The 13,930-nt window shown below is 53.6% G+C and carries 12 protein-coding genes; 4 read left to right on the top strand and 8 right to left on the bottom strand.

Going from position 1 to position 13,930, the window contains the following annotated elements; translation table 11 throughout:
- The coding region (locus FDW87_RS22605) for a Tex-like N-terminal domain-containing protein (RefSeq protein ID WP_305764073.1) at positions 1 to 1,012 on the bottom strand (1,012 nt) is incomplete at its 3' end.
- A gap of 98 nt (positions 1,013 to 1,110) precedes the next feature.
- On the bottom strand, positions 1,111 to 1,584 hold the full coding sequence (greB, locus tag FDW87_RS13770) for a transcription elongation factor GreB (RefSeq protein WP_016157642.1): 474 nt from the start codon (positions 1,582 to 1,584) through the stop codon (positions 1,111 to 1,113).
- Between the two features lie 225 nt (positions 1,585 to 1,809).
- Between greB and ompR the strand changes: the two genes are divergently transcribed.
- Together ompR and envZ are read left to right on the top strand one after the other, a co-directional pair.
- Positions 1,810 to 2,529, top strand: coding sequence for a two-component system response regulator OmpR (ompR, locus tag FDW87_RS13775; protein ID WP_058344951.1), 720 nt, complete (start codon positions 1,810 to 1,812; stop codon positions 2,527 to 2,529).
- Positions 2,526 to 3,878, top strand: a complete 1,353-nt coding sequence (gene envZ / locus FDW87_RS13780; RefSeq protein ID WP_006687412.1) for a two-component system sensor histidine kinase EnvZ — start codon at positions 2,526 to 2,528, stop codon at positions 3,876 to 3,878. Before ompR ends, envZ begins: the two co-directional genes overlap by 4 nt.
- A 74-nt stretch (positions 3,879 to 3,952) precedes the next feature.
- On the opposite strand, the gene pckA is transcribed toward envZ, so the two are convergent.
- Positions 3,953 to 5,575, bottom strand: a complete 1,623-nt coding sequence (gene pckA, locus FDW87_RS13785) for a phosphoenolpyruvate carboxykinase (ATP) (protein WP_137379839.1) — start codon at positions 5,573 to 5,575, stop codon at positions 3,953 to 3,955.
- Between the two features lie 378 nt (positions 5,576 to 5,953).
- On the opposite strand from pckA, the gene FDW87_RS13790 reads away from it, so the two are divergent.
- Positions 5,954 to 7,672 carry a DUF4153 domain-containing protein gene (locus FDW87_RS13790; RefSeq protein ID WP_137379840.1) on the top strand — a complete coding sequence of 573 codons (1,719 nt, stop codon included), beginning with the start codon at positions 5,954 to 5,956 and terminating at the stop codon, positions 7,670 to 7,672.
- 82 nt (positions 7,673 to 7,754) lie between these two features.
- Here FDW87_RS13790 and hslO read toward each other — a convergent pair whose 3' ends face one another.
- The 4 genes from hslO to igaA all read right to left on the bottom strand — a co-directional run bounded on the left by hslO (position 7,755) and on the right by igaA (position 11,936).
- Positions 7,755 to 8,633: an Hsp33 family molecular chaperone HslO gene (hslO, locus tag FDW87_RS13795; RefSeq protein ID WP_016154799.1), complete on the bottom strand. Its 879-nt coding sequence runs from the start codon at positions 8,631 to 8,633 to the stop codon at positions 7,755 to 7,757.
- 24 nt (positions 8,634 to 8,657) lie between these two features.
- A complete protein-coding gene (gene hslR / locus FDW87_RS13800) occupies positions 8,658 to 9,059 on the bottom strand; it encodes a ribosome-associated heat shock protein Hsp15 (RefSeq protein ID WP_019078146.1) in 402 nt (133 codons plus the stop codon).
- A 10-nt stretch (positions 9,060 to 9,069) separates the two neighbouring features.
- Positions 9,070 to 9,738 (bottom strand): GMP/IMP nucleotidase, encoded by a 669-nt coding sequence (yrfG, locus tag FDW87_RS13805; RefSeq protein ID WP_137379841.1) that lies wholly within the window; start codon positions 9,736 to 9,738, stop codon positions 9,070 to 9,072.
- A gap of 62 nt (positions 9,739 to 9,800) precedes the next feature.
- A complete protein-coding gene (gene igaA / locus FDW87_RS13810) occupies positions 9,801 to 11,936 on the bottom strand; it encodes an intracellular growth attenuator protein IgaA (RefSeq protein ID WP_032947230.1) in 2,136 nt (711 codons plus the stop codon).
- A 322-nt stretch (positions 11,937 to 12,258) separates the two neighbouring features.
- On the opposite strand from igaA, the gene nudE reads away from it, so the two are divergent.
- Positions 12,259 to 12,819, top strand: coding sequence for an ADP compounds hydrolase NudE (gene nudE, locus FDW87_RS13815; RefSeq protein WP_137366904.1), 561 nt, complete (start codon positions 12,259 to 12,261; stop codon positions 12,817 to 12,819).
- 58 nt (positions 12,820 to 12,877) lie between these two features.
- On the opposite strand, the gene FDW87_RS22610 is transcribed toward nudE, so the two are convergent.
- Positions 12,878 to 13,930: penicillin-binding transpeptidase domain-containing protein (locus FDW87_RS22610; protein ID WP_252363172.1), on the bottom strand; the 1,053-nt coding region annotated here is incomplete at its 5' end.

Raw genomic sequence — 13,930 nt, forward strand, 5'->3', positions numbered from 1 at the left:
TACGCAGACCCGGATCGAGACCCATTGTGGCGCGCAGCCCGGCCGGGGCGGCCATCAGCAGGTCATGCAGGTTACGGGCAAAGACGTTGATTGCTTCATCTTCCGCACGTTCACGCACGGTACCCATCAGCTCAGTTTCAAGGTGCATCAGCACTTTGATGCGCCACGTCCAGCTAACAACGCCTTTACGCCAGCTGTCAGCGGGGGCGTTGTTCAGGCGCAGTCCCAGGTGATCCTGGATAATCTGCTCGCCGTGGCTCTCTTTTGGCGGCTCATCGAATTGCGGATCGGCATTTAGTGAAAGCTGCAACACGCCTTCGTTACGACCACGGAACATGGCCAGCGCACGGTGGGATGGAACGGTAGAAATAGGTTCGTGGTGATCGAAGTAATCGCGGAACTTAGCGCCTTCCTCTTCTTTCCCACTAACCACGGCGGCAACCAGATGGGCGTTTTTCCACAAATAATCACGCACTTTTGCCAGCAGCGCAGCGTCTTCGGCGAAGCGCTCCATCAGAATGTAGCGTGCGCCATCGAGGGCGGCTTTGGTATCGGCCACGCCGTTTTCGGCGTTGAGATATTTTGCAGCTTCGGTTTCCGGATCATGGGACGGTTCGTTCCACAGCAGATCTGCCAGCGGCTCCAGTCCGGCCTCAATGGCTATCTGCCCACGAGTGCGGCGCTTAGGTTTGTACGGCAGATAGAGATCTTCGAGTTCGGTCTTACTTAACGTGCCGTTGATCGCGTTCGCCAAATCGTCGGTCAGTTTGCCTTGCTCGCCGATAGATTTCAGGATTGCCTGACGGCGGTCTTCCAGTTCACGCAGATATCCCAGACGGGTCTCCAGATTACGCAGTTGCGTATCGTCCAGACCGCCGGTGATTTCCTTACGATAACGTGCGATAAACGGCACGGTGTTCCCTTCGTCAAGCAGGCGAACGGCAGCTTCTACCTGTTCAGCACGAGCCTGAATTTCACCTGCGATAATGCGGCAGAAAGAATCATTCATCATGGATAGCTTCGTCTATAGGATAAAAAATCAGGGGATAGTTATACGGATTGACTGGCAAAAATGCCAGTCATCTACCGGGGCTTCGGATTGTTCCGGTCTCACTTAACGTATTTAATTTCGTTCACGTACCAGCTGGCTTCACCACCAGGGGTGTTGACTATCGCGAGATCGCCGACCTCTTTTTTCAGCAGCGCCCGCGCCATCGGTGAGTCGATAGAAATGTAATCTTTACGACCGAAGATCTCATCGTAGCCGACAATACGGAATTTACGGATGTCGCCATCGTCATTTTCAATCTCGACCCACGCGCCAAAGAAGACTTTGCCCTCTTGCTGCGGGGAGTAATCGACGATTTTCAAATTCTCCATACACTTGGTCAAATAACGGACACGGCGGTCGATCTCACGCAGACGCTTTTTATTATACTGGTAGTCGGCATTTTCGCTGCGGTCACCCAGACTTGCGGCCCAGGTAACCTTTTTAGTGACTTCCGGGCGCTCTTCACGCCAGAGGTAATTCAGCTCTTGTTTGAGTTTTTCATACCCTTCGCGGGTTATCAGGGGCGTTTTCATCTTATTGTTTTACCTTCGACTCTGTGATGATGCGCACAATTAGTATTACGCGAGCATATCAACAGAATAAATAATGTATTGCGAGAAACATTGTATACTTAAGCTGCTGTTTAATATGCTTTGTAACAATTTAGCCTGGAATTCATACCAGAATTCGCTGGTGACTCACGTTAGCTTTCTTAAGAATATACACTTAATTGTTGCGAACCTTTGGGAGTAATAACAATGCAAGAGAACTATAAGATTCTGGTGGTCGATGACGACATGCGCTTGCGTGCGCTTCTGGAGCGTTATCTGACCGAGCAGGGCTTCCAGGTTCGAAGCGTCGCTAACGCTGAGCAGATGGATCGTCTGCTGACCCGTGAGTCCTTTCACCTGATGGTGCTGGATTTAATGCTGCCGGGAGAAGATGGCCTGTCTATTTGCCGTCGCCTGCGCAGTCAAAGCAACCCGATGCCGATCATTATGGTCACGGCGAAGGGTGAAGAAGTCGATCGTATCGTTGGACTGGAAATCGGCGCTGACGATTACATTCCGAAGCCGTTTAACCCGCGAGAACTGTTGGCGCGTATTCGCGCTGTACTGCGTCGTCAGGCGAACGAACTGCCGGGCGCGCCTTCTCAGGAAGAAGCGGTCATTGCTTTTGGTAAGTTTAAACTGAACCTCGGTACGCGTGAAATGTTCCGTGAAGATGAGCCAATGCCGCTCACCAGCGGGGAATTTGCGGTACTGAAAGCACTGGTAAGCCACCCGCGCGAGCCGCTGTCCCGCGACAAGCTGATGAACCTGGCCCGTGGTCGTGAATATTCGGCGATGGAGCGTTCTATCGACGTCCAGATTTCTCGTCTGCGCCGTATGGTGGAAGAGGACCCGGCGCATCCGCGCTACATTCATACCGTGTGGGGTCTCGGCTACGTCTTTGTTCCGGACGGTTCTAAAGCATGAGGCGAATGCGCTTCTCGCCACGAAGTTCGTTTGCTCGCACGTTATTGCTCATCGTCACCTTGCTGTTTGCCAGCCTGGTGACGACTTACCTGGTAGTGCTGAACTTCGCGATACTGCCGAGCCTCCAGCAGTTTAATAAGGTCCTGGCCTACGAAGTTCGTATGCTGATGACCGATAAACTGCAGCTGGAGGACGGTACGCAACTGGTGGTGCCGCCCGCATTCCGCCGGGAAATTTATCGTGAGCTGGGTATTTCCCTCTATTCCAACGAGGCCGCTGAAGAAGCTGGACTGCGTTGGGCGCAACACTATGAATTCTTAAGCCATCAGATGGCGCAGCAGCTGGGCGGTCCGACGGAAGTCCGCGTTGAGGTGAACAAAAGCTCGCCGGTCGTATGGCTGAAAACCTGGCTGTCGCCCAATATCTGGGTACGCGTGCCGCTGACGGAGATCCATCAGGGCGATTTCTCACCGCTGTTCCGCTATACGCTGGCGATTATGCTGTTGGCTATCGGTGGCGCGTGGCTGTTTATCCGTATCCAGAACCGACCGCTGGTGGATCTTGAACATGCGGCGCTGCAGGTGGGGAAAGGTATCATTCCGCCGCCGCTGCGTGAGTATGGTGCTTCAGAGGTGCGCTCCGTTACCCGAGCCTTTAACCATATGGCCGCGGGTGTGAAGCAACTGGCCGATGACCGTACGCTGTTAATGGCGGGCGTGAGTCACGATTTACGTACCCCGCTGACGCGTATTCGTCTGGCGACCGAAATGATGGGCGAAGAGGATGGTTATCTCGCGGAATCCATCAATAAGGACATCGAAGAGTGTAATGCCATTATCGAGCAGTTCATCGATTATCTGCGTACCGGTCAGGAGATGCCGATGGAGATGGCGGATCTGAACTCGGTGTTAGGCGAAGTGGTCGCAGCGGAAAGCGGCTATGAACGTGAAATCGAAACTGCGCTGCTGCCGGGCAGCATTCAGGTGAAAATGCACCCGCTGTCGATCAAGCGTGCGGTTGCCAATATGGTGGTTAACGCCGCCCGTTACGGCAACGGCTGGATTAAGGTCAGCAGCGGTACGGAAACGCATCGCGCCTGGTTCCAGGTAGAAGATGATGGTCCGGGCATCAAGCCGGAGCAGCGTAAACACCTGTTCCAGCCATTTGTCCGTGGCGACAGCGCACGTAGTACCAGCGGCACGGGCCTGGGTCTGGCGATTGTGCAGCGTATTATCGATAACCATAACGGTATGCTGGAAATTGGCACCAGTGAACGAGGAGGGTTGTCGATCCGCGCCTGGCTTCCGGTTCCCTTCACTCGCGCGCAGGGCACCACGAAAGACGCATAAGAAAGGGAGGCGAAATGCCTCCCTTTTTGTTGCTGTAGGCCGGATAAGGCGAAACCGCCATCCGGCACTCTTCGTTACAGCTTCGGTCCGGCGCTAACCAGCGCTTCACCCGCAGGGGTATCGGTGTATTTCTCGAAGTTCTCGATAAACAGTTTCGCCAGTGCGTTGGCTTTTTCCTGCCACTGCTCCGGAGAAGCATAGGTATTACGCGGATCGAGAATGCGAGTATCCACGCCCGGCAGCTCGGTTGGGATAGCCAGGTCAAACATCGGCAGACGGAACGTTTCTGCGTCATCCAGCGAACCGTTCAGGATAGCGTCGATAATCGCGCGGGTATCTTTGATAGAGATACGCTTGCCGGTACCGTTCCAGCCGGTGTTAACCAGATATGCCTGCGCACCTGCCGCCTGCATACGTTTCACCAGTACTTCTGCGTACTGCGTTGGGTGCAGTGACAGGAATGCTGCGCCAAAGCAGGCTGAGAAGGTTGGGGTCGGTTCGGTGACGCCACGTTCGGTACCGGCCAGTTTGGCGGTGAAGCCAGACAGGAAGTGGTACTGGGTTTGGTCTGCCGTCAGGCGAGAGACCGGCGGCAGCACGCCAAACGCGTCGGCGGTCAGGAAGATCACTTTGGTGGCGTGACCCGCTTTTGACACCGGCTTAACGATGTTATCGATGTGATAAATCGGGTAGGACACGCGGGTGTTTTCGGTTTTGGAACCGTCGTCGAAGTCGATGGAACCATCTGCGCGCACGGTGACGTTTTCCAGCAGCGCGTCACGACGGATTGCGTTGTAGATTTCCGGCTCGGCATCTTTAGACAGTTTGATGGTCTTCGCGTAGCAACCGCCTTCAAAGTTAAACACGCCGTCGTCATCCCAGCCGTGTTCGTCATCGCCAATCAGGCGGCGTTTCGGATCGGTGGACAGCGTTGTTTTACCCGTACCGGACAGGCCAAAGAAGACTGCCACATCACCTTTTTCCCCGACGTTTGCCGAGCAGTGCATGGAGGCAATGCCTTTCAGCGGCAGCAGGTAGTTCATTACGGAGAACATACCTTTCTTCATTTCGCCGCCGTACCAGGTGCCACCAATCAACTGGATACGCTCAGTCAGATTGAAAGCCACGAAGTTTTCGGAGTTCAGACCCTGCTCTTTCCACTGCGGGTTAGTGCATTTAGCGCCGTTCATCACGATGAAATCAGGTTTGAAATCAACCAGCTCTTCGTCGCTTGGGCGGATGAACATGTTTTTAACAAAATGCGCCTGCCAGGCTACTTCGGTAATGAAGCGTACTGAAAGGCGGGTATCGGCGTTAGCGCCGCAGAATGCATCAATGATAAACAGACGCTTGCCGGAAAGCTGCTGGGTGACTAATCCTTTCAGATGCTGCCAGGTTTCCGGGGAGAGCGGTTTGTTGTCGTTCTTACCTTTACCTTTGTCGGACCACCAGAGCGTGTCGCGCGTGGTGTCGTCACGGACAATATACTTATCCTTTGGCGAACGTCCGGTAAAGATACCGGTATCAACGGCAACGGCGCCCAGGTTTGTTAACACGCCACGCTCATAACCTTCCAGGTTTGGATCAAGTTCCTCCTGGAAAAGCGTGTCGTAGTCTGGATTGTAAACGATATCCTGAACGTCATTGATACCATAAGCCTTGAGATCTTGCGGGGTTAAACTTTTGTTCACACGCATTTCACTGCTCCTTAGCCAATATGTATTACCTGGAATAGTAAGGTTTTTTAGGGATTGCTAACCGCGACAAGGCTCATAGATTTACGCATCCGGGAAAATCACGGATAACCGAATGCGCTGCGACTCCTGTCACAAAGAGGCGGATATTATGGCAGGAAACCCTTTTTTGTTGTGGAAAATGTTCTTAAAACGTTAATAGAGAGTGTTTTTGGCGGGAAACTTGTGAGTGTAATCGCATTCACGTAAGAAAATAACGTAACTCATACATAAACAATATCGATTCACTTCCCGTCGCAGTGGTCTGGGATCGGCCTATCAATGCTCAAAATTGTGAAGTTGATGCGATAATTACCTTTTCTCTTCATTCTGGGTGACGACATGGATAGTGTTGAACTTTCACGTACTACTCGCTGGGGCATGATATCTATCGGCCTGTTACAGGGGATATTGTGCTACCTGCTGATGACATATCTGGTGCCGCATAATGACGGCTGGCTGTTCTATGGCATGCCCGCGACAATTGCTCTCTCTTCGGCGCTTTTACTCACCGTTGTCTCTTTCAAACAACGTGCGCTGTGGTACTGGATGGCGCTGATCTTTGTTGTCGTGCTGGCGATGAGCGTCTGGCTAAAGTGGCAAGTCGAGGGCAGCGATAAGTGGCGGCAAAATGATATTTTTATGTTGTACGGCTGGCGCTTACTGCTGATGGCGATGCTGGCATTGCCATGGATTCAGTACTCGCTCCACGCATCCCGCCAGCAGGCGCGCTATGCGCAGTTTTATACGAGTTTGTGGCTTAATGCGCTGACGTTACTGATTGTCTTTGTTGCCAACGGTTTGTTCTGGATGGTGCTCCTGCTATGGAGCGAGATGTTTAAGCTCGTTGGTATTACCTTCTTCGACACGCTTTTCTTTGATACCGACTGGTTTGGTTACGTGGCCTTTGGCCTGGTTACCGCACTGGCGGTGGTACTGACCCGCACGCAGTCACGTCTGGTTGCGGCGGTCCAAAAGTTACTGACTTTGATCGCCACCGGTCTGTTACCCCTGGTCGCGCTGCTGGCGCTGATGTTTGTACTGACCTTGCCCTTCACCGGCCTGGAGGCTATCTCGCAGCGGGTGTCTGCGGCCGGGTTGATGTCAACGCTGGCGCTGCTGCTGCTGCTGTTGATAGCTATCGTTCGCGAGCCGCAGAAAGAGGCGCTTCCCTATCCAGCCGTGTTACGCTACCTGATCAAATGCGCCCTGGTTGTCGCGCCCATCTATATGCTGATTGCCGGTTGGTCACTGTGGGTGCGAATTCAACAGTACGGTTGGACGCCCGAGCGTTTATATGGCGTGCTGGTGGTCTGTGTGCTGCTGCTCTGGTCGTTTGGCTATCTGGCGAGTATTTTACGCCGTGGGCGCAATCCGCTTGAGCTTCAGGGGAAGGTGATTCTTTGCGTGTCGTTGCTGGCGTTGGGGCTGTTGATTTTGCTGTCGTCGCCGGTTATTGATGCCTGGCGCATCAGCGTCAACAGCCATATGGGGCTGTATCACAGCGGCAAAATTAAGCCGGATCAGGTCAGCCTGTATATGTTGGGTAATAGCGGAAAACCGGGACGTGCGGCGTTGGAGGCATTACAAAAAGATGCGGCGTTTAACCAAGACAGTAAGCGCCGGCGCGACTTAAATTCTCTGCTACAAGGACGTCGCGATCCCATTCAGAACCTGACTACCACTCAACTAGCGCCGAAAGTGATGATCGCTCCGGGTAGCAGGCAACCCGATGAGACCTTCTGGGCGTTTGTCAAAGGGCAGAGCTACCGCATTACATCCTGCGTTGAGCAGGATGCTTGCGTCCTGGTCGATCAGGACCTCAATGCGGATGGTAAGCCTGAGCAGGTGCTGTATGCTTTTGGCGATGGTGAGAGTCTGGTCTTTGCCAGGAAAGAGGATAAATGGGAACTCATCGCATCAGGTCAGCTACCTGCAGGATTCAATAAGGATAAACTGCTGCAGGCGGTGGCGAATCATCAACTGGATTCAGCCCCCAGAGTTTGGCGTGATATCACCATTGATGGCACCCGATTGCCGATGAATTATTACAACGAGTGAGCGTGTTGCGGATAGCGTTTTGATGGATGGCGGTGCGAACGCCTATCCGGTCGACGATAGTGGGCCGGATAGGCAGTGGTGATTAATGTACCTGCGGGTCCGCCGGGGAAGCGTTGCTGCGGATCTCAGCAATGTCCATGGCGTTAAACAGATAGTGGCTCCCGCAGTAATCGCAGTGCATATCGATCTCGCCTTCTTCCGCCAGAATGCTGTCCACTTCTTCGTCCGGCAGCGTTTTCAGTGCGCCAGCGCAGCGTTCGCGTGAACAGGTGCATTTGAACTCAACGTCCTGCGGATCGTAGAGAGTAACCTCTTCTTCGTGGTACAAGCGCCACAGCACGTCGTTGGCCGGGAGCGTTAACAGCTCTTCAGTTTTGATGGTTTCGGTCAGGGCTGTCAGGTGATCGAAATCATCTGCCTGCGCGTTTTGCGCCGGCATTACCTGCAGAAGCATCCCGCCAGCAGCGGGTTTGCCATCGACGTCGCCAGTACGGATAAACAGACGTGTCGGCAACTGTTCAGAACGCATGAAGTAATCTTCCAGACAGGCGGCCAGCGTGTCGCCTTCCAGACCAACCACGCCCTGATAGCGCTCGCCTTCTTCTGGGGTAATGGTAATCACCAGGTAGCCGTTGCCTACCAGCGTTTTGAGATCAGCGCCTTCAGGGATATCGCCCTGCATACGGGCCACGCCGCGCATCTGCTGATTGTTGTTGCCGTTAATGACGGCCAGGCTCAGCGGACCATCGCCCTGCAGCTGTACGGTGATATCACCGGCAAACTTCAGCGTGGCGGTGAGCAGGCTGGTGGCGACCAGCAGTTCAGCCAGCACGTTCTTGACCGGCTGCGGGTAAGTATGATTTTCGAGGATCTGTTGCAGGGTTTCCGAAACGGTCACCAGCTCGCCGCGCACGGCAAAGTTTTCAAACAGATAACGATGTAATTGGTCATGTTGCGGCATAATCATCTCTCTTGCAGGTGACAGTCACTCGCTGTCGCCATGTTTAAATCGTAACAGGTCGCGGCGCTCTTTCTTGTCCGGTCGCCTGTCCGGGTGCGGCATGGTTAACGCGTTAAGTTTACGCGCCAGCGCCACTTTTTCGCGTTTTTCTACGCTTTCCGCGGTTTCTTCATACAGCGTAACGGCTTCCGTGGCCGGGCGACGCTGCTCGGTAATAGCCTTGATAATGACCGTTCGCTCGTCATTTCCCTGGCGCAGGGTGAGGGTGGCGTTCAGCTCGACAATCTTGCTCGGTTTGCTGCGCTGGCCGTTGTAATGCACCTTACCGCCTTCAACCATTTCGCGGGCTAGCGCACGCGTTTTGTAAAAGCGTGCAGCCCACAGCCATTTATCCAGCCTGACTTCAGTAGAGGGCTTTTCTTTCATGGCGTCTCCTTCACATCAGTGAGGGGATCAGTCGGCGGTAGTCATTCAGTGACGGATGGCGTGCGTACTGTTTTTCCGCGATGCCTGAGTCGGGATTGGTCACGCCGAGGCAGTAACGAATACCGTACAGAGCAGCGGCGTCGAGAATGGGTTCGCTGTCGTCAATAAACAGCGTCTTCTCTGCACTCATTCCCGTTTCTTCAGCCACAGCGTGCCATAACCGCTGATCCTCTTTGGGATAACCAAATGTGTGGGTGGAAAGTAATAAATCAAGGTGTGAGGCCAGACCGGTATGCTCCAGCTTCACCGCCAGGTTATGGGGATGCGCGTTGGTGAGTAAAATACGGCGCTTGCCGCTGGCTTTTAAGGCATCAAGAAACGGTACAGTATCTTCACGCAAAACGGCGTGCGGTCCCTGTTCCGTTGTCATGGCGCAAATATCAAGATCCAGGCATTCGCTCCAGTAATCCAGGCAGTACCAGTTTAGCGTATGCTGCACGGCATGATACTGCTGACGAATATAGTCCAGGGCTTCCTGGGGAGAGATACCCTGTTTCGCGCCATAGGTTTCCGGCACCAGTTTTTGCCAGAAATAGTTATCGAATGCCAGGTCGAGCAGCGTGCCGTCCATATCTAACAACACGGTATCGACATCGTGCCAGGCAATATTGATCTGCATGGAAACTCCCCAGAAGAAAACATGATGCGCGACAGGGTAGCATATCCTGTCGCGCGAGCGTGTTATCGAATCAGGCTTTCCGGGTTGTCAATCAGCGTTGGATTCAGGCAACTTTCGTAGTAGCTCTGAATTTCCGTGATGCGGGAGCGGTGACGCTGGTAGCGTCTGAAGGCCTGTATGCTGTTGTAGACAGCGCATCCGAGCATGGAGAACATCAGCAGCGTCGTGCCAAGGTAACGCCATAATCCTGAACGATCCGGGATACGGTGCAGGCCAATGTGCTGGGTGCCATTGGCGTCGGTCGAAATATTGGTGACGATCCCCTCCGCGCGAAACGGCGTCTGCATCAGCATCTGCGCCAGGCGCTGGAAGGCGTTCCACTGTTCCTGTGGGGGATAGTCATATAGCGAGGTTGTCGGCCACGGCTGATCGACCAGATCGCTGCCTTCGTCGCTGATAATCAGGAAACCGCCAGGGGCTGGGCTATTCAGCGTCTGGGCCGCTCGCGCAGTCTCGCGTGAAATAAACGGCGCCGTAGAGGTATTCACCAGATTATCCAACGACTCCGCGCTTACCGGACGCAGCAGCACGTTCACGCCATCCAGTTTGCCTGCGTTCGCCCGTTTCACCAGCGCCGTCCAGTCTTTACTGTTACCAAGGTTAACCAGCGCATTTTTTAAACGTACACATTCATCTTTGGCCGCGCACAGATCGGCCGTTTTCAAGACGATCTCGCCAAAATCGTCCAGTAACACCATTCCGGATTTTTGAATTGCCGAGCGTAACGATGCGCTGACGCGAGAGTCATCATCCGCTTTGGGGTGCAGTTGGCGGTTCACCGCCTGCGTGAGCGCGGTGGCTTTATTCACCAGATCGGACTCAGGCAGCGGTAATGCGCGCGCGTCATTCCAGATAATTTGCGTGCAATCGAAAGGCATAAACGGCGCGGAAGGCTGCGCATTCCAGCTCCCCTGGGTATGAATGTTACACATACCCGTACCGCTCAGATGCAGCGTGTCACCCACGCGAACGCCCGCGTTTTCAAGCTGTTTAACGCTGGTGGCTTCGATAGTTTGTGCGCCCTTCATCCAGGAAAGCGTAAGCTTTATCGGCATATCCAGCGGGATCCAAAACAGCAGCATCAGCAGCACCAGCAACGAGCCGCCCGCGATGACGGCGTTGCGCAGCCAGTGCTGTAACGGGAAGTTTTTGACTTCGTCATGCAGCGATAAAAAACGTCCCTGGCGAACAACGTGGCGATCGAGATAAATATCAATATCCGTTTGCTGGCCAAGATCTTGTGCGATGTAAGGCTGCCAGTGCGGTGGATAAATCAGATCAATAATACCTAGCGAGATATTATTAATTTGCTCCTGGTCGTTTTCGCCAAACAGCCCCCAGCGACGCGGCGTACCGCGCAGACAATGAATTTCCCGCAGGGCGGTTTTAGACGGTGGGGCAAACAGCCCCCACAGACCCGCAGCCAGTAGCAGCACCGCGCCACCAACTGTCCACGGAACAAACGTATCCGGGATTATCAAACAGAAAAAGAACAGCAGGAACGATGCGGCAATCAGTAACGCCTCGCGCAATCCCGATGGGCGGCTAAGCGCATATTCTTCATGGGTTTCCTGGCGAATATTCAGCAGTTCAATCTGCTCGCTTTCTTCACCGCGAATGGACGCCTGGGTAGAAGTGGTGTGCTGTAACGCATAGCCACGCGCTTCCTGCATATATTCCTGCAGCGTATGGCCGTTCAGGGAGATAACCAGCGGTATCGTATTGGTGTGGATTAGCTCAACGCTGTTTTCGTCATTGATGTATTGTTCCCAGAAAGGGGGAAGATGTACCTCAACGGAATCAAGATAGTAACGCCATTTGTTAGGATCGTCGGTAGTAATGCCGTAACGTGTAATCGCGTGCGTAAGTACGATGACGCTATTACTTTGGGCATTCAGCGTTAATGACACCGGCGCGGAGCTGGCGCCCGTTGGACCAGGTACCTGCTGAATTTGACTAAGGCTTTCGAGATAGTTTTCGACTGCACTGCGCTCTTCAGGCGTGAGTTTACGCTTCGAGGCGTCTGAGAAGACGTTGCTCAAGGGTAAATTTTTCCGTCTGGATTTCGTTCTGAGTAGCCATCCTGCAAGCAATGAGCAGGCCAGCAAAGCAGCTAAAAAAATCAGAATGGTGCTCATGCTTTCCCCATCTTACTTAGTCTGTCAGGCGTGGTCAGTCGCACCCTGTTCAATATTCGTGATTCTGTGGTTGGCTATCGGCAAGTGTGGAGTCGAACTTGAGCATCTTTAAGTACAGCCCAGTAAATGCGAATCATAGCAAAATCACTAAAAATGGAATATCAGCAAATTCCTGGAGTTATTTCAACCTATTGACTTTTAATTTGAAATAGGGATTAACTTTTAGTACGTTACATAAATGTAAATAAACGGCAATTCACATTGCCGAAACCGTGCGGTATATCGCACAATAACCCCAGATTTCACAGCAAAGATCCTCACAATGAGCAAATCATTACAGAAACCCACGATTTTGAAAGTGGAAACCGTCGCCCAATCCCGGCTGTTTAAAGTCGAAAGCGTGGACCTTGAGTTCAGCAATGGCGTACGCCGCGTTTATGAACGTATGCGCCCGTCCACGCGTGAAGCGGTAATGATTGTGCCGATTGTGGACGACCACCTGATCCTCATCCGCGAATACGCGGTCGGGACCGAATCTTACGAACTGGGTTTTTCCAAGGGGTTAATCGATCTTGGCGAAAGCGTGTATGAAGCGGCGAATCGGGAGCTGAAAGAAGAGGTGGGGTTTGGCGCAAAAGATCTGACGTTTTTAAAGAAACTCAGCATGGCGCCGTCCTATTTCTCCAGCAAAATGAACATCGTGGTGGCGGAGGACTTATATCCTGAATCGCTGGAAGGTGATGAGCCTGAACCATTACCGCAGGTGCGCTGGCCGCTGGCGCATATGATGGACCTGCTGGAAGATCCTGATTTTCACGAAGCGCGTAATGTGAGTGCGCTGTTCCTCGTGCGCGAATGGCTGAAAGGACAGGGGCGGCTTTAATTTCTCTTCACGAATAATAAAAAAGGCGCCGAAGCGCCTTTTTTTGATCGGTCAGGGATCAGAACAGTTCGTGCGTCTCACCATTATCAATAATGGTCGTCCCCACCTCATGCACCGCCTGTTGCGTCGGCTGAGTGCCTTCAATGAAGTATTCTGCGCGGCTGTTGCCACCGCTTGCCAGTTGACCGGTGCTGCGATCGATATTGACCGTCACGATACCCGGCGGCGGCGTCAGCGGCTGCTCAGGCACGCCTTCCAGCACGGACTTCATATAGGCATCCCAGGCAGGCTGTGCGCTCTTTGCGCCGCCTTCGTAGCCGGAGATCTGGTCTTTGATCGCCCCAGAAGCCGTCGTGTGTCCGAGATTGCGGCGATGGTCATCAAACCCGATCCATACCGACGTCACCACGCCTGGCCCGTAGCCGGAGAACCATGCATCTTTAGAGCTGTTGGTGGTCCCGGTTTTCCCGCCGATATCATGGCGCTGTAAATCGCGACCTGCACGCCAACCGGTTCCCATCCAGCCCGGCTCACCAAAGATATTGGTGTTCAGGGCGCTTTTAATCAGGAAGGCCAGCGGCGTGTTGATCACGTGTGGAGCGTACTCCTGCGTTCCGCTTTGCGCGACCAGCGCCTGGTTTGCCTGCTCAAGCTGAGGCATAGGCACGGCGGCATTCTGCTGTTCCTGCGAGACGGCGACATCTTCGACGTTACTGTTCTCCAGCACGTTAGATTTCTGGGTATCACCATAAATCACCGGAATATCGCATTCCGGACAGGCAATTTTCGGCTTCGCCTCGAAGATAACGCCGCCCATATCGCTTTCGATTTTACTGATGAAATACGGATCGACCAGGAAGCCGCCGTTAGACATCACTGCATAACCGCGTGCCACCTGCAACGGCGTGAACGAGGCAGAACCCAGCGCCAGCGACTCGGTGTGCACAATGTTCTGTGCCGGGAAGCCGAAACGTTGCAGATACTCTGCTGCGTAATCCACGCCCATCGCGCGCATGGCGCGTACCATCACCACGTTTTTCGACTGACCCAGCCCCTGACGTAAGCGGATAGGACCGGCGTATTGCGGCGGTGAGTTCTTCGGCTGCCAGTC

The sequence above is a fragment of the Citrobacter sp. wls826 genome (assembly GCF_005281245.1).
Lineage (GTDB): Bacteria > Pseudomonadota > Gammaproteobacteria > Enterobacterales > Enterobacteriaceae > Citrobacter > Citrobacter braakii.